The 25,899-nt window shown below is 73.3% G+C and carries 16 protein-coding genes and 1 rRNA gene; 12 read left to right on the forward strand and 5 right to left on the reverse strand.

Going from position 1 to position 25,899, the window contains the following annotated elements:
- Positions 1–152 precede the first annotated feature (152 nt).
- The 3 genes from LRS74_RS20445 to LRS74_RS20455 all read right to left on the reverse strand — a co-directional run bounded on the left by LRS74_RS20445 (position 153) and on the right by LRS74_RS20455 (position 3,307).
- Positions 153–1,589, reverse strand: a complete 1,437-nt coding sequence (locus LRS74_RS20445; protein ID WP_277742347.1) for a coenzyme F420-0:L-glutamate ligase — start codon at positions 1,587–1,589, stop codon at positions 153–155.
- Positions 1,586–2,572: a 2-phospho-L-lactate transferase gene (cofD, locus tag LRS74_RS20450; protein WP_277742348.1), complete on the reverse strand. Its 987-nt coding sequence runs from the start codon at positions 2,570–2,572 to the stop codon at positions 1,586–1,588. Before cofD ends, LRS74_RS20445 begins: the two co-directional genes overlap by 4 nt.
- Positions 2,573–2,755: 183 nt before the next feature.
- Positions 2,756–3,307 carry a cysteine dioxygenase family protein gene (locus LRS74_RS20455; protein ID WP_277742349.1) on the reverse strand — a complete coding sequence of 184 codons (552 nt, stop codon included), beginning with the start codon at positions 3,305–3,307 and terminating at the stop codon, positions 2,756–2,758.
- Between the two features lie 637 nt (positions 3,308–3,944).
- Between LRS74_RS20455 and LRS74_RS20460 the strand changes: the two genes are divergently transcribed.
- The 3 genes from LRS74_RS20460 to LRS74_RS20470 all read left to right on the forward strand — a co-directional run bounded on the left by LRS74_RS20460 (position 3,945) and on the right by LRS74_RS20470 (position 10,769).
- A complete protein-coding gene (locus tag LRS74_RS20460; RefSeq protein WP_144386882.1) occupies positions 3,945–4,208 on the forward strand; it encodes a WhiB family transcriptional regulator in 264 nt (87 codons plus the stop codon).
- A 1,042-nt stretch (positions 4,209–5,250) separates the two neighbouring features.
- On the forward strand, positions 5,251–9,243 hold the full coding sequence (locus tag LRS74_RS20465; protein WP_277742350.1) for a glycosyltransferase: 3,993 nt from the start codon (positions 5,251–5,253) through the stop codon (positions 9,241–9,243).
- Positions 9,240–10,769 (forward strand): DUF5719 family protein, encoded by a 1,530-nt coding sequence (locus LRS74_RS20470; RefSeq protein ID WP_277742351.1) that lies wholly within the window; start codon positions 9,240–9,242, stop codon positions 10,767–10,769. Before LRS74_RS20465 ends, LRS74_RS20470 begins: the two co-directional genes overlap by 4 nt.
- A 157-nt stretch (positions 10,770–10,926) precedes the next feature.
- On the opposite strand, the gene LRS74_RS20475 is transcribed toward LRS74_RS20470, so the two are convergent.
- Positions 10,927–11,403 carry a metallopeptidase family protein gene (locus LRS74_RS20475; protein WP_277742352.1) on the reverse strand — a complete coding sequence of 159 codons (477 nt, stop codon included), beginning with the start codon at positions 11,401–11,403 and terminating at the stop codon, positions 10,927–10,929.
- A 283-nt stretch (positions 11,404–11,686) separates the two neighbouring features.
- Between LRS74_RS20475 and LRS74_RS20480 the strand changes: the two genes are divergently transcribed.
- From LRS74_RS20480 to LRS74_RS20505, 6 genes are all read left to right on the forward strand, one after another.
- Positions 11,687–12,124, forward strand: a complete 438-nt coding sequence (locus LRS74_RS20480) for a DUF3499 domain-containing protein (RefSeq protein ID WP_277742353.1) — start codon at positions 11,687–11,689, stop codon at positions 12,122–12,124.
- A gap of 204 nt (positions 12,125–12,328) precedes the next feature.
- A complete protein-coding gene (locus tag LRS74_RS20485; RefSeq protein WP_277742354.1) occupies positions 12,329–13,687 on the forward strand; it encodes a phosphomannomutase/phosphoglucomutase in 1,359 nt (452 codons plus the stop codon).
- Between the two features lie 557 nt (positions 13,688–14,244).
- Positions 14,245–14,427 (forward strand): Trm112 family protein, encoded by a 183-nt coding sequence (locus LRS74_RS20490; RefSeq protein WP_277742355.1) that lies wholly within the window; start codon positions 14,245–14,247, stop codon positions 14,425–14,427.
- 155 nt (positions 14,428–14,582) lie between these two features.
- Entirely contained in the window at positions 14,583–15,896 is a 1,314-nt protein-coding gene (locus LRS74_RS20495) for an SIS domain-containing protein (protein WP_277742356.1), read from the forward strand.
- A gap of 259 nt (positions 15,897–16,155) precedes the next feature.
- Positions 16,156–17,385: a mannose-6-phosphate isomerase, class I gene (manA, locus tag LRS74_RS20500; RefSeq protein WP_277742357.1), complete on the forward strand. Its 1,230-nt coding sequence runs from the start codon at positions 16,156–16,158 to the stop codon at positions 17,383–17,385.
- 93 nt (positions 17,386–17,478) lie between these two features.
- On the forward strand, positions 17,479–18,450 hold the full coding sequence (locus LRS74_RS20505) for a cation diffusion facilitator family transporter (protein WP_277742358.1): 972 nt from the start codon (positions 17,479–17,481) through the stop codon (positions 18,448–18,450).
- Positions 18,451–18,626: 176 nt separating this feature from the next.
- Here LRS74_RS20505 and LRS74_RS20510 read toward each other — a convergent pair whose 3' ends face one another.
- The gene (locus LRS74_RS20510; protein WP_277742359.1) at positions 18,627–20,843 is read right to left on the reverse strand and encodes a fructose-specific PTS transporter subunit EIIC; all 2,217 of its coding nucleotides are present in this window, start codon (positions 20,841–20,843) and stop codon (positions 18,627–18,629) included.
- A 508-nt stretch (positions 20,844–21,351) separates the two neighbouring features.
- Between LRS74_RS20510 and ahcY the strand changes: the two genes are divergently transcribed.
- The 3 genes from ahcY to LRS74_RS20525 all read left to right on the forward strand — a co-directional run bounded on the left by ahcY (position 21,352) and on the right by LRS74_RS20525 (position 25,740).
- Positions 21,352–22,812: an adenosylhomocysteinase gene (ahcY, locus tag LRS74_RS20515; RefSeq protein WP_277742360.1), complete on the forward strand. Its 1,461-nt coding sequence runs from the start codon at positions 21,352–21,354 to the stop codon at positions 22,810–22,812.
- A 102-nt stretch (positions 22,813–22,914) separates the two neighbouring features.
- Complete coding sequence (locus LRS74_RS20520; protein WP_277742361.1) at positions 22,915–23,529, forward strand: hypothetical protein; 615 nt, start codon at positions 22,915–22,917, stop codon at positions 23,527–23,529.
- A gap of 683 nt (positions 23,530–24,212) precedes the next feature.
- Positions 24,213–25,740: ribosomal RNA gene (locus tag LRS74_RS20525) — 16S ribosomal RNA — on the forward strand.
- Positions 25,741–25,899: the final 159 nt, after the last annotated feature.

Genomic DNA, 25,899 nt, shown 5'->3' on the forward strand with positions numbered 1-25,899 from the left:
GGGGTGGTTGGGTGGGGGTGGGTTCTCGCCGTAAATATGCGGTCCAGGTCCCCGGCCCCGGAGACCCCATCCCCCGGCACCACCCACCCACCCCCGCCACCACGCACCCGCGCCACCACCACGCACCCGCGGCCGCGCCACGCGCGTCGTGCCTAGCGCACCTCGATGAACGACGAGGCCACCCGGGTCGGCCGAGTGGTCGGGGGCGCCGCCGGGCGGCCGACGGCCACCGCGCCCATCGGGTCCCAGTCGGCCGGCAGCTCCAGCACCTCGCGCACGACATCGCGGCAGAACATCGTCGACGAGACCCAGGCCGAGCCCAGCCCCTCACCGGCCAGCGCGACCAGCAGGTTCTGCACCCCCGCGCCCGCCGCCACGACGAACATCTCGCGCTCGGCCGCCGCCCGCCGGGCGTCGGGGTACGCGTGGGCCCCGTCAGCCACCAGACACGGCACCACCAGATACGGCGCCTTCCGCAGCACATCGCCGCGCCGCACCCGCCGGGCGATGCGCTCCTCGCTGAGGCCGTCGCGCCTCAGGTCCGCGATCCACGCCTCACGCATCGCGTCGAGCAGCCGCAGCCGCGACTCGGCCGACTCCAGCAGGACGAAGCGCCATGGGGTCGTGTGGTGCGGCGCGGGCGCGGTGATCGCGGCGGCCACCGCGCGCCGCACGGCGCCGCCGTCGACCGGTTCGTCCGTGAACTCCCGGACCGTGCGCCGCAGCGTGACCGCCTCGCGCACCGCCTCCGAAGTGCCCAGCCGGAACATGTCGTCGGCCGCGTCGCGCCCCAGCGCCCGGGCGCCCAGCGCGTCACCCAGCCCAGCGCCCACCGCGTCGCTCAGCGCGTCCCCCGGACCGTCACCCAGCCCAGCGCCCGCCGCGCCGCCCAGCGCGTCACCCGGACCGTCACCCACCGCGTCGCCGTCCGCCACCACATGCGGCAACCCGCGAACCACCGCCACCGGCAGCCCGGCAGCCTTGCCCTTCACCAGGTCGCCGGCGGCGGCCAGTTCGTCGGCGGTGGCGACGACGGTGGCGACCAGCGGATTGCCGTGCGCGTCGGTGCCACCGCGCAGGTCGTCCAGGACCCGCACGCCCGCCGCGCCGATGGCGACGTCGGTGACTCCCTTGCGCCAGGGCCGCCCGAAGGTGTCGGTGACGATCACGCCGACGTCGACGCCCAGGGACTCCCGCAGCCCCGCCCGGATGCGTCGGGCCGACGCGTCGGGGTCCTCGGGGAGCAACAGAACCGTTCCGGCGGCGGTGTTGGAGGCGTCGACGCCGGCGGCGGCCATGACGAAGCCGAGCCGGGACTCGACGACGCGGAGCGTCCCGCGCCGGGCGACGACGCGGACCGTCTCCGCGTCGATGGCGGCCTCGCGGTCGGCCGCCTCCAGCACCCGGCCCTCCGCCTTGCTGACGATCTTCGAGGTGACCAGCAGCACATCGCCGTGGGCGAGGCCCGGCAGCCCCTCCGCGGTGGCGGCGTCCGCGATGAGCTTGGCGAGGTCGTCGCCGGGGCGCACCTCGGGCACCCCCGGCAGCGCCCAGACCTGGTACGCGGGGATCTCCGGCGCTCCGCTCACGCCCGTACCTCCTCGGCCAGTGCCAGCGCCTGCGCGGCCATCTCCGCGGTGGCGGGCACGTCGGTCATCATCAACGGCACCGCGCGGCAGCGGATCCCGACGGCCTCGACGTCGGCCACCGCGTCGGCGTCGACGGTGTCCACGAGCCAGCCGTCAAGCAGCCCGGCGCCGTAGTGCCGGGCCACGGCCGCGGCGGTCGATTCCACGCCCACGGCGGCCAGCACCTTGTCGGCCATGCCGCGCACCGGCGCGTCGCCCACGATGGGGGAGAGGCCCACGACCGGGGCGGCCGACTCCGCGACGGCCTCCCGTACGCCCGGCACGGCCAGGATGGTGCCCACGCTGACGACCGGGTTGGACGGCGGGAAGAGCACGACGTCGGCTTCGGCGATGGCCTCGAGGACGCCCGGCGCGGGCTTGGCCTCCTCGGCGCCGACGGGGATGATCGCGTGCGCGGGGACGGAGGCGCGCAGCCGCACCCAGTACTCCTGGAAGTGCACAGCCTTGCGCCCGCCGCGTCCCTCGGCGGCCTCGCCGCGGGCGTCCGGGTCGTCGATGAGTACGTGGGTCTCGACGCGGTCGTCGGTCATCGGCAGCAGCCGTACGCCGGGCTGCCACCGCGCGCACAGCGCCTCGGTGACGGCGCTCAGCGGATAGCCCGCGCCGATCATCTGGGTCCGCACGATGTGCGTGGCGAAGTCCCGGTCGCCGAGGCCGAACCACTCGGGGCCCACGCCGTACGCGGCCAGCTCCTCCTTGACGGCGAAGGACTCGTCGGAGCGGCCCCAGCCCTGTTCCTCGTGGATGCCACCGCCGAGCGTGTACATCACGGTGTCGAGGTCGGGGCAGACCTTCAGACCGAAGAGATGGATGTCGTCGCCGGTGTTCCCGATGACGGTGATGTCGGCGTCGGGGGCTGCCGACTTGAGACCGCGGAGGAACCGGGCACCGCCGATGCCGCCCGCCAGAACCACAATGCGCATGGCCCACAGTGTGTCAGCCGCGGGCCCTCGCCTCGCGGGCAGTGGCGGGGCGACGGCCGTGTCCGGCCGACGGGCGACGGGCGACGGCCGTGTCCGGTGGCGCCGAGCGCGCCCACGATGCCCGACGGGCCCGCCCCACGATGCCCGACGGGCCCCGGCGCCGCGCGTGGCGCGTGGCTTCGGTCAGCCGTTGCCCGGGCCCCACGCCTCCACGGCCGCCGGCGTCGCCTCCGCCGCCGGCACGGCCTCCGTGGGCCGCGCGTGCTGCGTCGGGTGCATCGGCATGTCCGTCAGACCCGGGAAGTAGATGTGCAGGCTGACGGCCGGCTCAAAAGAGTCGTTGGCGATGTCGTGCACATAGCCGGGCGCGAAGACCCGCTGGTCCCCCTCGCTCAGCACGCGCTCGGCGTCGGCCGCGGTGCCACCGGTGCGCTCGGTCAGCCGGCCGCTGAGGACCGTGAGCAGGCCGGAGGAGGCGCCGTGGTCGTGGGCGCCGGTGCTCTGCCCGGGAACCCAGCTGAGGAGCCAGACCTCGTACCCGGGGCCGGTGCGCAGCCGGTGGTACCAGCGGGTGGTCGCGTCGTAGCGGACCAGCGGCTCCCAGCTGTCGCGGTCGGCCGCGATGGAGCGGGCCAGTCCGGCGAAGGCGGCGACGGTGGTGGGGTGGGCGGGCACGGGGGGCAGCAGGTGCGGGATGGCGAGCGGGTCGCCGGCGATCTGGACGTCGCTGTTCATGTGCGGAGGTTCCTCGGCAGGCGCAGGGCACCGTGGCGGTGCGAGAGCGAGAAGCGTGCTGGGGCACGGAGGGCTGGAGCTCAGGGGGCTTGGAGAGCCGGCGGGAGCATCAACAGCTGGAACAGCGACAGCGAGCCTGCACAGCGCAGCGGGACCCGTGGACACGGGTCGGCTGGAGCATGTGGGTCACTGGCATGGGTCCAAGGAGAGCGGGTAGGGGGAGCCGCTGTCAACCTGGCGCCCGCTATGTGGGCAATGTTTCACCTCATCCGGTTACTCAGACTGGAGAAAGGTTTGTGCACGGGGCGCAACGGACAGGCGCGCAGCAATCTGCTGAAACCTTCCGGCGACTGCAACGAGATCGACTTCTCTGGCGTCCTCCCACGTGAGGGGCGGTCGCCCCCGGTGCGGGAACGGTCCAGGGGAAGTCGAGGGAAGTGGACACTCGGCCCTGTCTGATTTAGGTCTATTTGAACACTTTCCGCACAACCTTGGTTCCGCAGAGTGAATAAGGGGCTCAATAGCAGATCCCGGCTTGACTGGCCCGGATCGGCGCACTTGTAATTTCACTCGTGTCGTTCACGCGCGTCACGGCGGCGATGGCGACACGGGACGCGAAAACAGACGAGGGGCGCACATGACCGAGCTGTTCCAGCAACTGCTGGTCGAAGGGGCGGACGAGGAGCTCGGTTGGCAGGAGCGCGCACTGTGCGCTCAAACCGATCCCGAGTCGTTCTTCCCGGAAAAGGGCGGTTCCACGCGCGAGGCCAAAAAGGTCTGCCTCGCCTGTGAAGTCCGTTCCGAGTGCCTTGAATACGCCCTCGCGAATGATGAACGCTTCGGAATCTGGGGCGGTCTGTCGGAGCGTGAGCGCCGCCGCCTGAAGAAGGCCGCGGTCTAGGACCCCGTCGAGTCCGCCGTCGCGCGGTCACCCGCTCGGGCCACCGTCTCGAATCGTCGTCCGAGCCGACCGGCCCGACATCCGGCCCGACATCCGGATCGACATCCGACCCGGTATCCGGACCGTCGTCCGGGCCGATATCCGGACCGTCGTCCGGGTCGACGCCTGAGCCGTCATCGGGGCCGTTCGTCCGGCCGTTTCGTCCGGGCCGTCATCAGAGCCGCCCATCGAGGCCCTCGGCTTCGGACCGCGTGAACCGTCACGGTCGTCCACCGCCCGCGCCGCCCCGGCGACCTCGCCGCCGGCGCCGCCCTGGGCGACTCCACCGCCGGCCACCGCTCCGGCCGCCGCTCCAGCCGTGGCCGACGACCGCCGCCGACCGCTCGTCGAGGGCCCGCCCCCGGGCGTCGCCACCCGACGGAGCCGGCTCGGGCTCCCTTCCGGACCGTCTTCGGCCCCGCAGCCGGACGCGCCGGACAGGCCGGACGCGTGGCCCGGCCCGGCGCAGGCGCCCAGCCCGCAGGCAGTCCCCACCGCCACCGGCAGCTAACCCGCAGCCCCACTGGCCGCAGCCGCCGCGCCGACCGCAGGCGCCCCTCCCGCCCCGGCAAGCTCACCCGCCGCCGCGCCGACCGCAGGCGCCCCTCCCGCCCCGGCAAGCTCACCCGCCGCCGCGCCGACCGCAGGCGCCCTTCCCGCCCCGCGCCCTTCCCCTCCGCGCCCTTCCCGCCCCACGGGCTTCCTCTCGTGACGCCCCGGCACCACCGCGCCGCCACCCCCACAATCCGCCCATAACACACGGCCTGCCGCCCGCGCCCACGCCGCCGGGAGGCGGACCGCTCGGTGCGCAGCCGTTAGTGTGGGGCCCGCCCCGAGGCCATCGCCCGGGTAGCCCGGAACCGCACCCGCCATACCCGCGCGGCACCAGCCGCTCAACACCCGTCAGATCCCACCCGCACCCCACCGCACCGCACCCGCACCGCTCCAGCACCGCAGACTCCGGGGGCGCCTCCCGTACCCCCGGCGGAGGGCCCGTACGTCGATGTCCGTGCACAGCCAACCGGCGGCCCCCTACCCGGCCGCGTCCCCCCTGGCGTCACCCCTGTCCGCGCCCGACCAGGCGCCCGCGTATCCACGACACGTCGTCACGGCGGTGCTCGTCGCCCACGACGGCGCCCGCTGGCTGCCCGACGCGCTCTCCGGCCTGCTCGGCCAGGAGCGCCCGGTGCAGAACGCCGTCGCCGCCGACACCGGGAGCGGGGACGAATCCGCCCGGCTGCTCGCCGAGGCGCTGGGCCCCGACCGGGTGCTGCACCTCGCGCGGCGCAGCGGCTTCGGCACGGCGGTCGAGGAGGCGGTCCGCGGCGTGCCGGTGCTGGGGCCCGAGGAACTGCCGTACCTCAAGCGCCCCAGCGGTTGGGACCCGGCCAGCCGCACCTGGCGCGACGACTCCTACGACCTGCCCGAACTCCCGCACGGCGAGCCCATCCAGTGGCTGTGGCTGCTGCACGACGACTGCGCCCCCGCCCCCGACGCGCTGGCCGAGCTGCTGCGCGTCGCCGAGGCAGAGCTGACGGCCAACCGCTCCGCCGCCATCATCGGCCCCAAGCTGCGCGGCTGGTACGACGACAGGCAGCTGCTCGAAGTCGGCGTCAGCATCGCCCGCAGCGGCCGCCGCTGGACCGGCCTGGAGCGGCGCGAGCAGGACCAGGGACAGCACGACCAGGTGCGCCCGGTGCTCGCCGTCTCCAGCGCCGGCATGCTGATCCGCCGTGACGTGTGGGACGAGCTCGGCGGCTTCGACCCGCGGCTGCCGCTGATGCGCGACGACGTCGACCTGTGCTGGCGCGCCCAGGCCGCGGGCCACCAGGTGCTGGTCGCCCCCGACGCGGTGCTGCGGCACGCCGAGGCGTCCGCGCGGGAACGCCGCCCCATCGACTGCGTCGGCCGCTCGGCCCGCCCGTCGCCCGACCACCCCGGATCGAAGCGCTTCTCGCTGCGCGGCTCCTCGCCGCACCGTGTGGACAAGTCCGGCGCCGTCTACACCCTGCTGGCCAACACCCGCGGCGCGCTGCTGCCGTACGTGCTGCTGCGGGTCGTGCTCGGCACCCTGGTGCGCACCGTCGCCTACCTGGTGGGCAAGGTGCCCGGCCAGGCGCTGGACGAGATCGCGGGCCTCTTCCGGGTGCTGCTGCGGCCCGAGCGGCTGCTGGCCGCGCGGCGCCGCCGCGGTCGCCCCGCCGTCGAGGCGAGCGAGCTGCGGCCGCTGTTCCCGCCGCCCGGCGCGACCGTGCGGGCCACCGTGGAGCAGATCGCCGGCAGCTTCGCCGGCCGGTCGGAGTCGGAGCTGGCCGCGGCCGGCCGGCACGGCGCGGTCGAGTCCGGGCCCGGCGGAGAGGACGCCGACTTCCTGGAGGTCGAGCAGTTCGCCCGGCTGAAGCGGATCGCCCGCAAGCCCGGACCGGTGCTCTTCGCCCTTCTGCTGCTCGTCTCCTTCGTCGCCTGCCGCGGGCTGATCGGCACCGGGGCGCTCTCCGGCGGCGCCCTGCTGCCGGCCCCCGGCGACGTCTCCGGGCTGTGGGCGCGTTACACGGACGGCTGGCATCCGGTCGGCCCCGGCACCACCGAGGGCGCCCCGCCCTATCTGGCCGTCCTGGCCACGCTCGGCACGCTCTTCCTCGGCAGCACCGGTTTCACCCTGACGCTGCTGCTGGTGTGCTCCGTGCCGCTGGCCGGCTTCACCGCCTACTTCGCCTCCCGCCCGCTGGTCGAGTCCCGACTGCTGCGGGCCTGGGGAAGCGTCGCGTACGCCTTCCTGCCCGCCGCCACCGGAGCGCTGGCCAGCGGCCGGCTGGGCACCGCCGTGCTCGCCGTGCTGCTGCCGCTGATGGCGCGCGCCGCCGTCGTCGCCAGCGGGCTGGCCGCGAGCGGACCGCTCGGAGCGGCGCGCCCGAGCTGGCGCGCCGCCTGGGCGTACGCGCTGCTGCTGACCGTCACCATGGCGTTCACGCCGGTGGTGTGGATGATGGCGGTGCTGCTCGGCCTCGGCCTGCTCGCCTTCCAGGTGCTGCGGAACCGCGCCCACCTCGTGCCGCACGCGCTGCGTCTCCTGGCCGTCGTCGGCACCCCGCTGCTCATGCTCGCGCCCTGGTCGCTGTCGCTGCTGACCCACCCGGGGCGCTTCCTGGACCAGGCCGGGCTCGACTACGCGGGCGGCACCGCCGGAGCCCTGGACCTGCTGGCGCTCAGCCCCGGCGGCCCCAAGGCGGGCGGCTCGCTGCTGCTGCTCGGCTTCGTGCTGGCCGCGCTCGGCGCCCTGCTGCGCGACGAGCGCCAGCTGGCCGTCCGCGCCGCCTGGGTGGTCGGGCTGACCGGGCTGCTGTTCGCCGCGCTCACCAACCGCTCCGGCTGGGCCGGGCCGGCGACCCTCGTCTACGGGATCGCCGTGCTCTCCGCCGCCATGGTCGGCTCCGAGGGCGTCCGCGAACGCGTCGCCGCGCGGAGCTTCGGCTGGCGCCAGCCCGCCGCGCTGCTGATCGCGGTGGCCTCGGTCGCGGCCCCGCTGCTGGCCGCCCTCGGCTGGATGGCCGGCGGTGCCGACGGGCCGGTGGGACGGCACAGTCCGGTACAGGTCCCGGAGTTCGTCGCGGCTGAGGCCAGCACCCGTGACCAGGCGCGCACCCTGGTGCTGGACGGCACCGCGGGCCGCGTCGACTACGTCCTGGTGCGCGGCTCCGGCGCGCGGCTCGGCGACGGCGAACTCGCCGTCGCGGGCGGCGCCGACCCGCGGCTGGACGATGTCGTCGCCAACCTCGTCGCCGGCTCCGGCGCCGACCAGACCAGCCAGCTCAGCGGCTACGCGGTGCGCTACGTGCTGGTGCGCGACAGCGCCCCGCGCCGGGTGGGGCGGGTGCTCGACGCCACCCCCGGGCTGGCCCGACTCAGCCAGCAGAACGGCAGCTCGCTGTGGCAGGTCGAGCAGCGCGTCGCGCGGGTCGCCATCGTCGGCGGTGAGGCCGCCACCGGCAGCTCTGGGGCGGCGGCGCCGGTGCCGGTGGCCGCCGGCCCGGTCGAGGCGCACACCGAGATCCCCGCCGGGGGCGAGGGCCGGCTGCTGCGCGTCGCCGACCGGGCCGCGCCCGGCTGGCGGGCCACCCTGGACGGCAAGCCGCTGAAGGCGAAGACCGTGGACGGCTGGGCGCAGGCATTCGAGCTCCCGGCGGCCGGCGGGCGACTGGACCTCAGCTACGAGACGCCGCTCACGCATACCGCGTGGGTGTGGACGCAGGGCGTGCTGGCGGTGGTGCTGGTGGTGCTCGCCCTGCCCGGACGGCGCCGCGAGATCGACGACGACCTGCCCACCGCCGGGGCCGTCGTCCGGCCCGGCGGCGCCCCGCGGGCGACGATCCCGGCCCAGACGGCGGCGGGGGAGGGCCGCCGGGCGCGGCGGCTCCGCGCGGCCGCGGACACGACCCAGGGCGACCAGCCCGCGGACCCGCACGGGGCCGGCCCGGACGGCGTCGCTCCGCGCGGCGCGGAGGCGGCGAACGCGGCCCCGCGCGGGGCGAGGGAGCGGCCGGCCGCGCCGGGCACCGTCCCCCCGCCGCCGGGCGCGCCGCCCACGGCCGGGCAGCCGTACGCGGAGCGGGCCGAGGCGGCCTATCCGGACCAGGCGGCCGCGGCGGCCGCCGACCCGTACGCGGCCGCGTCCCAGCAGTCGTACGGCGGGTGGGAGGCGCAGCCGCCGTACCCGGGCTACGACGCCTACCAGAGCGACGCCTATCAGGGCGACGGCTACGCCGACGGCGGCTACCCCCAGAACCCCCAGAACGGCTACCCCCAGGGCGGCTACGCCGACGGCGGCTACCCGTACCCGGGCGGCTCCTTCGGGGACGGCTCCGGATACGGCCAGGACGGGACGGCGTACTCGGACGGCGGCTACCCGGCGCCGCCCGCGGGACCCCCGCACACCGACATGACGTACGGCGGCGGGGCGGGCGAGCCGCGCCGTGACGGGAGCGAGCAGCAGCGATGAACCGCACCACCCTGTCCCTCATCGCCGGCGTCGTGGCGCTGGCCGCCGTCACCGGGGTCGCCTACGTCACCGAGCCCTCGGACGCGGCCGGGCGGTCGACCGCCGACGCCCCCGCCCGTCTGCCGGTGGAGCGGTCCACCCTGGTCTGCCCCGCGCCGACCTCCTCGGACGTGGGCGAGACCACCTACACCGCCTTCACCCCCCCGGCGGACGGTGCGGCGGCGAAGGACCGGGGGCAGAAGCCCGGCACCGCCCAGTTGCTGCCCGCCGCCGCGACCGACCCGGCCCAGGACGGCCAGGAGAAGGACGCCCAGAAGGGCGGGGGAGAGCCGGTGGTGCCCCTCAAGGAGCCCGGCCGCCCGGTCACCACGACCGCGGACGGCTCGGACGCGCCGGCCCTCACCGGCACCGCCGACGGCCGGCTGGCGCCCGGCTGGAGCGTGCAGCAGACCACCGTGGTGGACGCGGGTGTCGGGCGCGGCCTGCACGGCACCTCCTGCACGGCGCCGGACACCGAGTTCTGGTTCCCCGGCTCCAGCACCGCCACCGACCGGCAGGACTACGTCCACCTGACCAACCCGGATGACGCCACCGCCGTCGTCGACCTGGAGCTGTACGGCCAGGACGGCCGCCTGGAGGCCCCCTCCGGCGAGGCCGTCAACGTCCCGCCGCACTCCACCGTGCCGGTACTGCTGTCCACCCTGGCCGCCAAGCCGGAGATCAACGTGACGTTGCGGGTGGCGGTGCGCTCCGGCCGGGTGGGCGCCGCGGTGCAGGCGTCCGACACCAACATCGGCGGCGACTGGCTGCCGCCCGCCGCCGACCCGTCCACCTCGCTGGTGCTCCCCGGCATCCCGGAGGACGCCACGGCGGTGCGGCTGGTCGCCTACGCCCCCGGCGGAGAGGACGCCGACCTCAAGGTCCGGCTCGCCGGCCGGTCGGGCACCTTCACCCCGGCCGGGAGCCAGACGCTGCACGTCAAGAGCGGGATGACCGCGGCGCTGGACCTCGGAGACGTCACCAAGGGCGAGCCGGGTTCGCTGCTGCTGTCACCGGAGGGCGACGCGAGCGGGGCCGCGCCGGTGGTGGCGGCCCTGCGGATCACCCGCGGCAAGGGCGCCAAGCAGGAGACGGCGTTCATCCCCGCCGCGACCGCCATCGAGCGGCGCGCCAGCGCCGCCGACAACCGCGCCAAGGGCTCCACCCTCTCCCTGGTGGCGCCGGAGGAGGGCGCGCGGGTGCGGGTGACCTCCTCGGCGGGCAGCGAGGGCGGCACGCCGAGCACCAAGGAGATCACCCTCAAGGGCGGCACCACCATGGCCGTGGAGCCGCCCCGGCCGGCCGGCGGCAAGGGCGCGTACGCCGTCACCGTGGAGCGCCTCTCGGGCGGACCGGTCCACGCCGCCCGCACCCTCGCGCTGGCTCAGGACGGCGTGCCGATGTTCACGGTGCAGACACTCCCCGACGACCGGGGAACGGTGGAGGTGCCCGAGGCCGGGCAGGACATGTCGCTGCTGAACGACTGAGACGGCGGGAACGGCTCGGTACCCGGCCGGCCCACCGCGCGGTGGGCCGGTCCCGCGGGCGGTGTGCCGGCCGTGCGGTGTGCCGGCGCGCGCCCACGGCCTCCCCCGGGGCCCGCGCGCGGCGCGCGGACGGCCGCGGGCCCGCGGCCGGGTGTCGTCAGTCCTGGCCGTACTTGGGGTCCACCGACTCCGGGGTGAGCCCGAGGAACTCGGCGACCTGCTCCACGACCACCTCGTGGACGAGCATCGCCCGTTCGTCCCGGTTCTTGGTGCGGATCTCCACCGGACGGCGGTAGATCACGATCCGGTGGGGGACGTTGCCGTGGGCGGCGATGAAGCGACCCAGCGGCACGGTCTCGCCGTCCCAGACCGGGTCGCCGCCGTGCCCGTCCGGGCTGAGGCCGTCGAAGCCGGGGACCGGCACGTCCAGCACCGTGAAGTCGACCTCGGCCAGCCGTGGCCAGCGGCGCTCCAGCCGCTCCGCGGAGTCCTGCACCAGATCGAGGAAGGACTCGGCACGGCTGATCGACAGCGGCACCTGTGGCGGTGCGATCGGTCCGCGCATACCTCTGCCGTGCCGGTCGCGGCGGCGCGGGCGCGGTTCGGATGGGTGAGGAGGTACGGGCCTGGTCATCACTCATGAGGGTAGCCCTCGGGGGCCTTTCGGCACGCGCTTACCGAGCAGCGGCCGCCCCCTCCTCGGCGTGTCGGAGGGTGAGCATTTCAGCCACACTTGGGTGCGAAAACAGACGTCTCCTGATCGCTCGATGGTCTGCGTTGTGGCCCGAACGGGACCGGGTGCTGACCGTCGGTCCCCTCCGCCCCAGACGCCGCACCGGAGACTCCGCGCAGGTCACCCGTGATGTTCGCGTATCGGACGGGAAGGGCGAACCAGGACGACACGGCGGAGTGAGCTGGTGGAGAGTCGTCGCGGCCCGCTCAAGAGTGCGGTACCGTCCAACGTCGTGAGCCCTGTACGTCGCTGTTCGCGCACCGCGTGCGGCCGCCCCGCCGTCGCGACGCTGACGTACGTCTACGCGGATTCGACCGCGGTCCTCGGGCCGCTCGCCACCTACGCCGAGCCCCACTGCTACGACCTGTGCTCGGAGCACTCCGAGCGGCTGACCGCCCCGCGCGGCTGGGAGGTCGTGCGCCTTGCCCTGGACAGCGGTCCGGCCCGGCCCAGCGGAGACGACCTGGAAGCCCTCGCCAACGCCGTGCGCGAGGCCGCCCGGCCGCACGAGCGCGCCGCCGGCGGCGGCCCCGGCGGCCCCCGGAGCGGCGGCGGTCGCGGCGACTCGGTCGAGGTCGCCCGACGCGGCCACCTGCGGGTGCTGCGCTCGCCCGACTCCTGACCGCGCGGCCCGCCGGTCCTGGCGGCACGGCCCGCCAGTCCTGACGGCGCGGCAGCCGGACTCCCGGCCTGCCCGCACGCCCTCGTCGGCGGTCGCCGGCGGCCCAGGCCCTTTCGGCCGCGCCCCCAGGGGCGGCCGCGCCCTTCGCCCCCCTCCCGTGCGGGTAGGTTGGGGGCCCGTAGAGAACTCCAGAAGGGTCTGGCCGTGCCCGACTTGTCGCAGATCGTGAAGGCGTACGACGTACGCGGAGTGGTCCCGGACCAGTGGGACGAGTCGCTCGCCGAACTCTTCGGTGCCGCCTTCGCCCGGGTGACCGAGGCACGCGCCATCGTGGTCGGCCACGACATGCGCCCCTCCTCGCCCGGCCTGTCGCGCGCCTTCGCGCGGGGCGCGGCCGCGGCCGGCGCCGACGTCACCGAGATCGGCCTCTGCTCCACCGACCAGCTCTACTTCGCCAGCGGACAGCTCGACCTGCCCGGCGCGATGTTCACCGCGAGCCACAACCCGGCCCAGTACAACGGCATCAAGATGTGCCGCGCGGGCGCGGCGCCGGTCGGCCAGGACACCGGGCTGACCGAGATCCGGGAGCTCGTGGAGGGCTGGGCGGAGAGCGGGGCGCCCGAGCCCGCCGCCACCCCCGGCACCCTCACCCAGCGGGACGTGCTCGCCGACTACGCCGCCCATCTGCGCACCCTGGTCGACCTGAGCGCCATCCGGCCGCTCAAGGTCGTCGTGGACGCCGGCAACGGCATGGGCGGGCACACCGTCCCGACCGTCTTCGAGGGGCTGCCGCTGGAGCTGGACGCGCTCTACTTCGAGCTCGACGGCACCTTCCCCAACCACGAGGCCAACCCGCTCGACCCGAAGAACCTCGTCGACCTCCAGGCGCGGGTCCGCGAGACCGGCGCCGACATCGGCCTGGCCTTCGACGGCGACGCCGACCGCTGCTTCGTGGTGGACGAGCGCGGCGAGCCGGTCTCCCCGTCCGCGATCACGGCCCTGGTCGCCGCCCGCGAGCTGGCCAAGCACCCCGGCGGCACCGTGATCCACAACTGCATCACCTCGTGGTCGGTCCCCGAGGTCGTCCGGGAGCAGGGCGGCAGCCCGGTGCGCACCCGCGTCGGCCACTCCTTCATCAAGGCCGAGATGGCCCGCACCGGCGCGATCTTCGGCGGCGAGCACTCCGCGCACTACTACTTCCGCGACTTCTGGAACGCCGACACCGGCATGCTGGCCGCGCTGCACGTCCTCGCCGCACTCGGCGGACAGGACGGACCGCTGTCCGAGCTGGTCGACCAGTACGACCGCTATGCGGGCTCCGGCGAGATCAACAGCACCGTGGCCGACCAGGCCGACCGCATGGCCGCGGTCCGGGCCGACTACGCGGGCCGCGAAGGCGTCGAGACCGACGACCTGGACGGCCTGACCGTGGCCACCGCCGACTGGTGGTTCAACCTGCGCCCCTCCAACACCGAGCCCCTGCTGCGGCTCAACGTGGAGGCCCGCGACGCGGAGACGGTCGCCCGCATCCGCGACGAGGTGCTGGCCATCGTCCGAGCCTGACCGGCCCATGGCCTGACCGGCCCCGGAGGCTGATCCGCCCCCGGGGCCTGCCCCGCCCTGCGGGAGCCTCGGACCCGGGGGCTGTCCCGCCCTGTGGTGTGACCCGTCTCCGTTGCCTGACCCTTCCGTGGTCTGACGGGACCCCGGGAGTTTCCCTCCCCCCGCGCCCGACCGGCGCTCCGGCCCCCTGCTCTTCGATGGCCGGGCCGTCCCTCCCCCTGCGCCCCACCGCCGCTCCGCCCCTCCGCCCATCGACGGCTGGGCCGACCGTCCACACGCGCCTGCCCGGGCCTGCCCGGGCCCGCCCGGCTCCTCGGGCCCCCACCCAGGCCCGCCCGGACCCCACCCGGGTCCCACCCAGGCCCGCCCGGACCCCACCCGGGTCCCACCCAGGCCCGCCGGACCCCACCCAGGACCCACCCAGGCCCCACCCGGGCCCCGCCCGGGGTCGGCCCCGCGGCGGCCGTCGCTCGCGTCACGGTGGTGCCCCGCGCCCCCGGCACGGTGCGGCGGTAGGCTGACGACGCCGTATCCATTCCCGAAGGGACACCCCGCCCATGCCGCTCGAAGCCGGTCTGCTGGAGATCCTCGTCTGCCCGGCGTGCCACGCCCCGCTGCGTGAGGAGACGGGACCGGACCACCCCGAGCTGGTGTGCACCGGGTCCGGCTGCGGCCTGGCGTACCCGGTCAAGGACGGGATCCCCGTGCTGCTCGTCGACGAGGCGCGCCGACCGGCCTGACCCCGGGCCCGGCGCGGGACGCGCCGGAAGGGGGAAGCCGGGCCGGCCCCGGCGGGTTAGAGCTAAGTAGAGAAGCACATCAGCGCGCGGCGCCAGGCGGCACCGCGCGAGGCAGCAGCAAACGCCCGCCCACGGCGATCGGAGGCCGAAGCCCGATGCTCGACGAATCCCTCCTCGACGCCCCCGAAGCCCTGGCCCGCGCGGACACCCGCGGACTGCTGCGCGGGGCCGCCGAATCCGGCGCCAGGGTCCGCACCGCCGCTCGGCACGCCGCCGACGTCGGGATCGGGCAGCTCAAACCCGACGGGCGGCCGCGTGCCGTGCTGGTCGCCGGCCCCGGAGCCGCCGGCAGCTGCACCGCCGACGTGCTGGCCGCGCTCAGCGGCAGCCACTGCCCGATCAGCCTGATCGCGCCCACGGGCGTCGCGCCCGCCCCCGGCGCGCTGCGCTGGACCCTGCCCGGCTGGGCCGGCCCGCTCGACCTGGTGCTGCTGGTCTCCCCGGACGGCACCGAACCCGGGCTGCCGCTGCTGGTGGAGCAGGCGTACCGCAGGGGTTGCTCCCTCGTGGCCGTCGCGCCCGCCGGCTCCCCGCTCACCGAGGCCGTGAGTCAGGCGCGCGGGCTGACCGTCCCGCTGGCCACCGCGCCCTACGACACCGCCGCCTACGGCACCGCGCCCTACGACCCCGCCCACGGACCCGCCCCGGTCGGCGCCGCCGGCGCCTCCTCCGACAGCCTGTACGGGCCGTACGACACCGGCGCGCTCAGCTCCGGGGTCGGGGGCGCGCACAGCGCCGAGAACACCGCCCGGCACACCGAGCCCCTGGGCACCGCGCCCGGCGAGACCACCGGACCCGCCCTCCCCGGCACCCTGTGGGCCCTGCTCACCCCGCTGCTCGCCCTCGTCGACAGGATCGGCCTGATCGCCGCCCCGCCCGCGGTGCTGGAGCAGGTCGCCGACCGGCTGGACCGGGTCGCCGAGCGCTGCGGCCCCGCCATCGCCACCTACACCAACCCCGCCAAGACCCTCGCCGCCGAACTGGCCGGGGCACTGCCGCTGGTGTGGACCGAAGGGCCCGTCGCCGGCGCCGCCGGACGACGGTTCGCCGGGCTGCTCGCCGCGGTGGCCGGGCGCCCCGCCCTCACCGGCGAGCTGCCCGGGGCGATCGCCGCCCACGGCGCCCTGCTGACCTCGGCCTTCGCCGGCGGCGGCAACGCGGACGACTTCTTCCGCGACCGGGTCGAGGAGCCGGAGGCGCTGCGCGCCCGTATCGTGCTGCTCCGCGACGACCAGGAGACTCCGACCTCCGCCGCGCCGACCTGCCGCGAGTTCGCCCTCGCCCACGACGCCGCGATCAGCGAGCTCGAACCCGCCGATGGCAGCCCGCTGGAGAAGGCCGCCGAACTGCTCGCCATCACGGATTTCGCCGCCGTTTACCTGGCGCTCGCCTCCGCCGAGAGATCATGAGCCGGTGGCGGGCGGCCGCATCCGGTGCCGGGGCTCCACCCTCGGCAGCGGGCACTCGGCGCCGGTGACGCCGGTGACGGGCGTGCCGAACCGGGGGCGGACGTCCACCCGCCGCCGACGCCTCGCGCCCCGACCCGGACGCCTCGCGCCCCGACCCGGACGCCTCGCGCCCCGACGCCGACGCCTCGCTTCCCGCCGCCCGGGCCGGCCCCGCCCACCAGCACCGACACCCAGCAGCCAGGACAGTCAGGAACGCTCCATGGATCGCCTCACCAACACCGTGCGCCCCTACGCGTGGGGCTCGACCACCGCCATCCCCGAACTCCTCGGCCAGGAGCCGACCGGCGAACCGCAGGCCGAGCTGTGGATGGGCGCACACCCCGGGGCGCCGTCCCGCATCGACCGCGGGGCCGGCCTCACCGCGCTCTCCGACGTCATCGCCGCCGACCCGGAGGGCGAGCTGGGCGCCGCCGCGGCGCGACGCTTCGGCCCCCGGCTGCCCTTCCTGTTCAAGGTGCTCGCCGCCGGCTCCCCGCTCTCCCTCCAGGTCCACCCCGACCTCGACCAGGCCCGGGCCGGATTCGCCGACGAGGAGGAGCGCGGCGTTCCCCTCGACGCCCCGCACCGCAACTACAAGGACGTCAACCACAAGCCCGAACTCATCTGCGCGCTCACCCCGTTCGAGGGGCTGTGCGGCTTCCGGGCACCCGACGAGACCGCCGAGCTGGTCGCCGCCCTCCAGGTCGACTCCCTCAAGCCGTTCGTCGACATCCTGCACGCCCACCCCGAGTCCTCCGCGCTCCGCGAAGTCCTCACCGCCGTCCTCTCCGCCGAACACGACGCCATGGCCGAGACCGTGGAGGCGGCCGCCCACGCGGCCGAGCGGCTCGCCGCCCTCGGCGGACCCCACGCCGACGCCTACGCCGCGTACGCCTCCCTCGCCCGCCACTTCCCCGGCGACCCCGGCGTCATCGCCGCCATGCTCCTCAACCACGTGCGGCTGCAGCCCGGCGAGGCGCTCTACCTCGGCGCCGGCGTCCCCCACGCCTACCTCGACGGCCTCGGCGTCGAGATCATGGCCAACTCCGACAACGTGCTGCGCTGCGGGCTGACCCCCAAGCACGTCGACATCCCCGAACTGCTCCGCGTCGTCCGCTTCGAGCCCGGCGCCCCCGGCGTGCTGCGCCCCGAGGCCGACGCCGGCGAGGAGGAGGTGTACGCCACCCCGATCGACGAGTTCCGGCTCTCCCGCCTCGTCCTCGCCGAGGGCGCCGCCGCCCACCCGCTGCCGGCCGGCGGAGCGCAGATCCTGCTCTGCACGGCCGGCGAGGTCGTGCTGCGCGCCCTTGACGACAGCGCGCCCGAACTGCGCCTGACGCGTGGGCAGTCGGCGTACGCCGCCGCCGGCGAGCGCGTCGCCGCCGTGGCCGCCGGCCCCGGCGGCGGCACGCTGTTCCGGGCCACCGTCGCCGGCGCCGTCTCGGACTGATCCGGGGCGCTCCGGCGATGCTGCAACAATGTCCCGCCGTACAGCGGTAAAGCGACAGCAAAGATCCAAGGCTGGAAGGGACATCCGACACCCATGAGTGCATCAGGCGGAACCAAGGCGATCGTCGCCGCGCTGGGCGCCAACCTGGCCATCGCCGTAGCCAAGTTCGCGGCCTTCGCCTTCAGCGGCTCGTCGTCGATGCTCGCCGAAGGCGTGCACTCGGTCGCGGACTCCGGCAACCAGGCGCTGCTGCTGGTCGGCGGCAAGAAGGCGAAGAAGGCGGCGAGCGAGGAGCACCCCTTCGGCTACGGCCGGGAGCGCTACATCTACAGCTTCCTGGTCTCCATCGTGCTCTTCACCATCGGCGGCGTCTTCGCGCTGTACGAGGGTTACGAGAAGATCAAGCACCCGCACGAGATCGAGCACTGGTACTGGCCGGTCGGCGTGCTGGTCTTCGCGATCATCGCGGAGAGCTTCTCCTTCCGCACCGCCATCAAGGAGTCCAACGAGCTGCGCGGCGGCCTGACCTGGACCCAGTTCGTCCGCCGCGCCAAGGCTCCCGAGCTGCCGGTCGTCCTCCTGGAGGACCTCGGCGCCCTGGTCGGTCTCGTCCTCGCCCTCGGCGGCGTCGGCCTCGCGCTCCTCACCGGCGACGGCATCTGGGACGCCATCGGCACCCTCTGCATCGGCACCCTGCTGGTCCTGATCGCCCTCGTGCTGGCCGCCGAGACCAAGTCCCTGCTGCTGGGCGAGGCGGCCGACGCCGAGCAGGTCGCCAAGATCCGTGAGGCGGTCGTCGACGGGGAGAGCGTCACCCGCCTGATCCACATGCGCACGCTGCACCTGGGCCCGGAGGAGCTCCTCGTCGCCGCGAAGATCGCGGTCCCGCAGGAGGACACGGCCGCCGACGTCGCCCGCGCCATCGACGCCGCCGAGGCCCGCATCCGCGCCGCCGTCCCCATCGCCCGGGTGATCTACCTCGAACCCGACGTGTACAGCCCCGAGGCGGCCGCCGCCGGCGCCGACCCGGCCGCGACGCCGGGCGGCCCGAGCGCGGACCACTGACGCCGTAGGCCGAGCGAGCCAGGGAAGGGGGTACGGGGCGCAGCGCCCCGTACCCCCTTCTCGTCGCGTCGGCCCGCGCCGAGGCCGCCCACCAGCCGCTTCCCCCGGCCGACCATCGGCCGCCCTCACCGGCTGTCCCCCGGCCGCCCCCCCACCGGCCGGCCACAGGCCGACGGTCAGCCGATCTCGCCCAGCACCCGCAGGATCGCCGCCTCGTCGGCCGCCTCCAGCAGCCGCCCCCGGAACCCGGGATCCATCAACCCGCGCGACAGCAGCGCCAGGATCCGCAGGTGCTCATCGCCCGCGGCGGCCTCCGGCACCGCGATCATGAAGACCAGCCGGGCCCGGGTCCCGTCCAGCGACTCCCACTCGACGCCCTCCGCCGAGCGGGCGAACCCCACCACGGGCGCGGTGACCGCGTCCGTCTTGGCATGCGGGATGGCGATCTCCTCGCCGAGCCCGGTGGTGCCCTGCGCCTCCCGGGCGAACGCCACCCGGACCAGCTCGTCGACGTCCGCGACCCGGCCGGTCGCGGCCAGCAACTCCGCCATCTCCCGGATGGCCGCGTCCCTGGCGTTCGCCACCAGCTCCTTCTTCACGGTCCGCGCCGTGAGATATCCGGACAGCACCTCGGTCTCGGCCTCGGGCTCGGCCTCGGACTCGGACTGGGAGCCGCCCCCCGGCACCGTCGCCTCGGTCTCCGCGGCCGAGGGGCCGGGGTCCGCTTCGGCGCCGCTCCCGCTCCCGCCGCCGAGACCCACACCGCCACCGCCACCGTCACCGTCACCGTCACCGTCCCCGGCGGTCGCCCGGGGCGCGCCCACACCCGCGAGCGCGGGCTCGCGCACCGCCGTATCGCGGGCCGTGCCCGCCTCGGACCGCTGCCGCGGCCCTTCCCCCGCGCGACGCCCGCCACCGAGGGACAGCAGCGTCACCGTCGTCAGCGCGGTGACCCCCGTCCCCACCGCGACCGCGACGAAGAACATCGGCACCCCGCCGACCGCCCCGAGCAGCGCCACGATCGGCCCGCCGTGCGGAACACTGCCCTCCACCGCCGCCAGCCCCGCGACCGCCCCCGCGGCCGCGCCGCCGAGCATGTTCGCCGGGATGACCCGCGCGGGGTGCGCCGCCGCGAACGGGATGGCGCCCTCGGTGATGCCGAAGAAGCCCATGAAGAGGGCGGCCAGCCCGGTCTCCCGCTCCTGGTCGGAGTAGAGCCGGCGGCGGAGCAGCGTGGCCAGCCCCTGCCCCAGCGGGGGCACCGGGATCGCGGCCGCGCAGACCCCCATGACCTCGGGGTTCTTCGAGATCAGACCGGCACCGAAGAGGAACGCGGTCTTGTTGACCGGGCCGCCCATATCGAAGGCGATCATCAGTCCGAGGATGACGCCGAGCAGTGCCGCGCTGGTGCCGGTCAGACCCCCGAGCCAGTCGGTGAGGTGCTCGAAGACCCAGGAGACGGGCGAGCCCAGGACGTAGACGAAGAAGAGGCCCAGGGCGGAGGTCGACAGGATCGGGATCACGATGATCGGCATGATCGGCTGGACGAACCGGGGGACCCGGACCTTCTTGATCCACAACACCAGATAGCCGGCGAGAAAGCCGGTCACGATGGCGCCGATGAACCCGGCCCCCGCCTCGCTGTCGTACAGCTCGCCGTGGGCCGCGATCCAGCCGCCGACCATGCCGGGCACCAGCGCCGGCCGGTCCGCGATGGCGTAGGCGATGTAGCCGGAGAGGATCGGGACCATCAGCTGGAAGCCGATGACGCCGATGTCGTTGACCGACTTCCACACCGAGTCGTGCGGGATGACGATCCCCTCGGGCGTCGTATGGCCGCCCAGCGCGAGCGAGACCGCGATCAGCAGGCCGCCGACCACCACGAACGGGATCATGTACGAGACGCCGTTCATCAGCGCCTTGTAGGTGACGCCGCGCCCCGAGCCGCCGCGCCCCGACCCGCCGCCGTCCCGGCCGGCGCTCGCGACCGGGCCGGCGCCGGGTTCCGCCGCGCTCGACGTACCACCGTCGCCCCCGTGCACCGGAGCCGTCCGCGCCCGCTCGATCAGCTCCTCCGGATGGTGGACGCCCTCCGCCACACCGACCGTGAGCACCCGCTTGCCCACGAACCGACTGAGGTCGACGTCCTTGTCCGCGGCGATGATGATCGCGTCGGCGTCTCTGACATCGTTGTCAGACAGAACGTTCTCGGCCCCGATCGAGCCTTGTGTCTCCACCGTGATGCGATGGCCGAAAGCCTCCGCCGCCTGGGTCAGCTTCTCGGCGGCCATGTAGGTGTGCGCGATGCCGGTGGGACAGGCGGTCACCGCCAGCAGCCTGAGCCGTGGCCCGCTGGCCCCCACGCCCTCGGGGGGATCGGCTGGACTGGTCACGTCGTTCTCCTTACACATCAGCGAGCGTGGGGCGCCTGCGTACGCCCCGCGCTGGGCCGCATCCTGCAACACGCCCGGGGGACGACGGAAGCGTTCGGACAACCGTCTGTCCCGACCCCCTGGAGCCCGCCATTCCGGACGAAGTAGCCCCCCACGGGCTGGGGATCACTGGGCCGATCGGTGTAGATTCGTGACCGAGCCAGACGTCGCTGCTGATGGCGGTCGGGCGGTCCGCCCCGTGGATCGGCCGAGGGAGAGAGGGCCTCCGACGGACTGCGCTGCGAGCAGAGGGGCCGTACGCCTGCCGTACGGCCGGGCCGTGCGCGACGCGTACGGCGAGGCCGTGCGCCACGATGTGCGGCCGCGCCGTGTGTCACGCGTGCGGTGAGCCGTACCCCCGCCCGCCCCGGCCCATCGGGCCCGGGACCGGACGTTGCGTTCGGTGCGTCTCTGCCGCATGCCCAGCCGAACCACTCTCGCTCAGACGACGCCCCATGGAGGACACCCCATGACGACCACCGCCGCCACCGGCCAGGACTTCAAGGTCGCCGACCTGTCCCTGGCCGCCTTCGGCCGCAAGGAGATCACCCTCGCCGAGCACGAGATGCCCGGCCTGATGGCGATCCGCGCCGAGTACGCCGCCGCCCAGCCGCTCGCCGGCGCCCGCGTCACCGGCTCGCTGCACATGACGGTGCAGACCGCCGTCCTCATCGAGACCCTGGTCGCCCTCGGTGCCGAGGTGCGCTGGGCATCCTGCAACATCTTCTCCACCCAGGACCACGCGGCCGCCGCCATCGCCGTCGGCCCGAACGGCACCCCGGAGAACCCGCAGGGCGTTCCGGTCTTCGCCTGGAAGGGCGAGACCCTGGAGGAGTACTGGTGGTGCACCGAGCAGGCGCTGACCTGGCCGGGCACCGAGACCGGCGGCCCGAACATGATCCTGGACGACGGCGGTGACGCGACCCTCCTCGTCCACAAGGGCGTCGAGTACGAGAAGGCCGGTGCCGCCCCGGCGGTCGAGACCGCCGAGAACGACGAGCACCGGATCATCCTCGAGGTGCTCAACCGCACCCTCGCCGAGGACCCGCAGAAGTGGACCCGGCTCTCCTCCGAGATCCGCGGCGTGACCGAGGAGACCACCACCGGCGTCCACCGCCTCTACGAGATGCACCGCGACGGCACGCTGCTCTTCCCGGCGATCAACGTCAACGACTCCGTCACCAAGTCGAAGTTCGACAACAAGTACGGCTGCCGCCACTCCCTCATCGACGGCATCAACCGCGCCACCGACGTGCTGATCGGCGGCAAGGTCGCGGTCGTCTGCGGCTACGGCGACGTGGGCAAGGGCTGCGCCGAGTCGCTGCGCGGCCAGGGCGCCCGCGTGATCGTCACCGAGATCGACCCCATCTGCGCCCTCCAGGCCGCGATGGACGGCTACCAGGTCGCCACCCTGGACGACGTGGTCGAGATCGCCGACATCTTCGTCACCACCACCGGCAACAAGGACATCATCATGGCCGCCGACATGGCCAAGATGAAGCACCAGGCGATCGTCGGGAACATCGGCCACTTCGACAACGAGATCGACATGGCCGGCCTCGCCGCCATCCCCGGCATCGTGAAGGACGAGGTCAAGCCGCAGGTTCACACCTGGACCTTCCCCGACGGCAAGGCGATCATCGTGCTGTCCGAGGGCCGCCTGCTGAACCTGGGCAACGCCACCGGTCACCCGTCGTTCGTGATGTCCAACTCCTTCGCGAACCAGACCATCGCCCAGATCGAGCTCTTCACCAAGCCGGAGTCCTACCCGACCGACGTCTACGTGCTGCCCAAGCACCTGGACGAGAAGGTCGCCCGTCTCCACCTGGACGCGCTCGGCGTCAAGCTGACCACGCTCCGGCCGGAGCAGGCCGCCTACATCGGCGTGCCGGTCGAGGGCCCGTACAAGCCGGACCACTACCGCTACTGATCGCTTCTCGCCACACCGATCGCTCCTGATCCCCGTGGCTCGGTGACAGGCCCTCGCTCTCCGGCGGGGGCCTGTCCCGTCTTCACCGTCAAGGACCCCACGATGCCCCGCGGCCGCTACTCGCTCCACGACCCGCACGACCACACCCCGCTCGGCGAAGAGCACTTCCACTGCGCCACGGGCCCGTCCGGCTGGCGCTACGTCTCCCAGATCACCACCCCCGACGGCGAGCACGCCGGCTCGGTGGACCTCACTCTGGACGAGCTGGGCCGCCCGCTGCGGATGGAGCTGCACGCGGGGGGCTGGCAGGTCCGCGGCGCCGCGCTGGACGGGGTCACCTGGGTCCGCACCGACCCCGACGGCGCCCATGCCGCGGAGGGCAATGTGCCCGCCCACGCCTTCACCGGCGCCTCGCCCGCCTTCCTGGTCGCCACCGCCCGACTGCTGCGGCTCACCCCAGGGGCCCCCGCGACCCGGCTCCGGCTGGTCGCCCTCACCGCTCCGGTGCTGGCCCCGCGCACCCTCGACCAGTCCTGGGCGCTGCTCGGCAGGACGGCGCACGCCACCGACAGCGGCCCGCTGATGGTGGACGAGTACCAGGTCGGAGAGGTGGACACGGGCGAGGCGCACACCGTCCACATCGCGGGTGACGTGGTGCTCTCCGCCCCCGGCATCGAGCTGGAGGACCTGGACACCCCGCCCTCCACACTCCCCTGACCAGCTCGAACGTGCCCCCGGCCGCTCTCCACGTCGCCCCTCTCGGGCGGCACCGACGCACCCGCGCACGGATCCGCCGGGGGCACGCCGGCCGCGCGATGTGCGTGGACCCCCTCTGACCTGGTACTGTCCTCTTCGCCCCGCGATACCTGTTGACACAGGTGGAGCAGGGAGGTAGATTCAAGCAGTTGCCAGGAACTGGACACCGTCCAGGGGCGGCGGTTAGTATCTACGTCGCTCGGCTGGGAAATTGAATTCCGGCGAGCAGCTTCGAATTTCTTCGGAAGCGCAAGGCCGATTAGATCGGCAGGGCCGGTTCTGATAAAGTCGAAACAGCCGAAAGGCAAAGGCCACTCCAACGGCCACCGGAAACAAATTCGGACCGACTGCGACTTTCGAGAAGCAGGGGGAACGAAAAAGAATCTGGTAAGGTTGGAAACACCGAAGGGAAGCGCCCGGAGGGCCCGGTGAAACGGGACCAAAGGAAGCGTCCGTTCCTTGAGAACTCAACAGCGTGCCAAAAGTCAACGCCAGATATGTTGATACCCCGTCGAAGGGCCATCACGGCCCGATGACGAGGTTCCTTTGAAGAAAAAACACAGCGAGGACGCTGTGAACGGGTGGGACTATTCCTCCTACCTGTTCCGCTCAACGCGAGTGTGCACCCGATTAACGGGAAAACATTCACGGAGAGTTTGATCCTGGCTCAGGACGAACGCTGGCGGCGTGCTTAACACATGCAAGTCGAACGATGAACCCGCTTCGGTGGGGGATTAGTGGCGAACGGGTGAGTAACACGTGGGCAATCTGCCCTGCACTCTGGGACAAGCCCTGGAAACGGGGTCTAATACCGGATACGACCACTGACCGCATGGTTGGTGGTGGAAAGCTCCGGCGGTGCAGGATGAGCCCGCGGCCTATCAGCTTGTTGGTGGGGTGATGGCCTACCAAGGCGACGACGGGTAGCCGGCCTGAGAGGGCGACCGGCCACACTGGGACTGAGACACGGCCCAGACTCCTACGGGAGGCAGCAGTGGGGAATATTGCACAATGGGCGAAAGCCTGATGCAGCGACGCCGCGTGAGGGATGACGGCCTTCGGGTTGTAAACCTCTTTCAGCAGGGAAGAAGCGAAAGTGACGGTACCTGCAGAAGAAGCGCCGGCTAACTACGTGCCAGCAGCCGCGGTAATACGTAGGGCGCGAGCGTTGTCCGGAATTATTGGGCGTAAAGAGCTCGTAGGCGGCTTGTCACGTCGGATGTGAAAGCCCGGGGCTTAACCCCGGGTCTGCATTCGATACGGGCAGGCTAGAGTTCGGTAGGGGAGATCGGAATTCCTGGTGTAGCGGTGAAATGCGCAGATATCAGGAGGAACACCGGTGGCGAAGGCGGATCTCTGGGCCGATACTGACGCTGAGGAGCGAAAGCGTGGGGAGCGAACAGGATTAGATACCCTGGTAGTCCACGCCGTAAACGTTGGGAACTAGGTGTGGGCGACATTCCACGTTGTCCGTGCCGCAGCTAACGCATTAAGTTCCCCGCCTGGGGAGTACGGCCGCAAGGCTAAAACTCAAAGGAATTGACGGGGGCCCGCACAAGCGGCGGAGCATGTGGCTTAATTCGACGCAACGCGAAGAACCTTACCAAGGCTTGACATACACCGGAAAGCTGCAGAGATGTAGCCCCCCTTGTGGTCGGTGTACAGGTGGTGCATGGCTGTCGTCAGCTCGTGTCGTGAGATGTTGGGTTAAGTCCCGCAACGAGCGCAACCCTTGTTCTGTGTTGCCAGCATGCCCTTCGGGGTGATGGGGACTCACAGGAGACTGCCGGGGTCAACTCGGAGGAAGGTGGGGACGACGTCAAGTCATCATGCCCCTTATGTCTTGGGCTGCACACGTGCTACAATGGCCGGTACAATGAGCTGCGATACCGCGAGGTGGAGCGAATCTCAAAAAGCCGGTCTCAGTTCGGATTGGGGTCTGCAACTCGACCCCATGAAGTCGGAGTCGCTAGTAATCGCAGATCAGCATTGCTGCGGTGAATACGTTCCCGGGCCTTGTACACACCGCCCGTCACGTCACGAAAGTCGGTAACACCCGAAGCCGGTGGCCCAACCCCTTGTGGGAGGGAATCGTCGAAGGTGGGACTGGCGATTGGGACGAAGTCGTAACAAGGTAGCCGTACCGGAAGGTGCGGCTGGATCACCTCCTTTCTAAGGAGCACATGGCCGACTGCGAGCGAATGTCTCGCACGGTTAGCTCATGGGTGGAACGTTGACTACTCGGCACACTTGGTCTGCTGTGACTGTTAGTACTGCTTCGGCGTGGAACACGGTGCATGGTGGCTGGGAGTGTCGGGCACGCTGTTGGGT

Source organism: Streptomyces sp. LX-29, from assembly GCF_029541745.1.
In the GTDB taxonomy this organism is placed as follows: Bacteria; Actinomycetota; Actinomycetes; order Streptomycetales; family Streptomycetaceae; genus Streptomyces.

What these genes read in the sequence shown, in the direction of transcription:
- LRS74_RS20520 (WP_277742361.1), top strand. Translation starts at nt 22,915, where the DNA reads ATGCCCCGCGGCCGCTACTCGCTCCACGACCCGCACGACCACACCCCG.
- LRS74_RS20505 (WP_277742358.1), top strand. Translation starts at nt 17,479, where the DNA reads ATGAGTGCATCAGGCGGAACCAAGGCGATCGTCGCCGCGCTGGGCGCC.
- cofD (WP_277742348.1), bottom strand. Translation starts at nt 2,572, where the DNA reads ATGCGCATTGTGGTTCTGGCGGGCGGCATCGGCGGTGCCCGGTTCCTC.
- LRS74_RS20470 (WP_277742351.1), top strand. Translation starts at nt 9,240, where the DNA reads ATGAACCGCACCACCCTGTCCCTCATCGCCGGCGTCGTGGCGCTGGCC.
- LRS74_RS20465 (WP_277742350.1), top strand. Translation starts at nt 5,251, where the DNA reads ATGTCCGTGCACAGCCAACCGGCGGCCCCCTACCCGGCCGCGTCCCCC.
- manA (WP_277742357.1), top strand. Translation starts at nt 16,156, where the DNA reads ATGGATCGCCTCACCAACACCGTGCGCCCCTACGCGTGGGGCTCGACC.
- LRS74_RS20490 (WP_277742355.1), top strand. Translation starts at nt 14,245, where the DNA reads ATGCCGCTCGAAGCCGGTCTGCTGGAGATCCTCGTCTGCCCGGCGTGC.
- LRS74_RS20495 (WP_277742356.1), top strand. Translation starts at nt 14,583, where the DNA reads ATGCTCGACGAATCCCTCCTCGACGCCCCCGAAGCCCTGGCCCGCGCG.
- LRS74_RS20460 (WP_144386882.1), top strand. Translation starts at nt 3,945, where the DNA reads ATGACCGAGCTGTTCCAGCAACTGCTGGTCGAAGGGGCGGACGAGGAG.
- ahcY (WP_277742360.1), top strand. Translation starts at nt 21,352, where the DNA reads ATGACGACCACCGCCGCCACCGGCCAGGACTTCAAGGTCGCCGACCTG.
- LRS74_RS20475 (WP_277742352.1), bottom strand. Translation starts at nt 11,403, where the DNA reads ATGACCAGGCCCGTACCTCCTCACCCATCCGAACCGCGCCCGCGCCGC.
- LRS74_RS20455 (WP_277742349.1), bottom strand. Translation starts at nt 3,307, where the DNA reads ATGAACAGCGACGTCCAGATCGCCGGCGACCCGCTCGCCATCCCGCAC.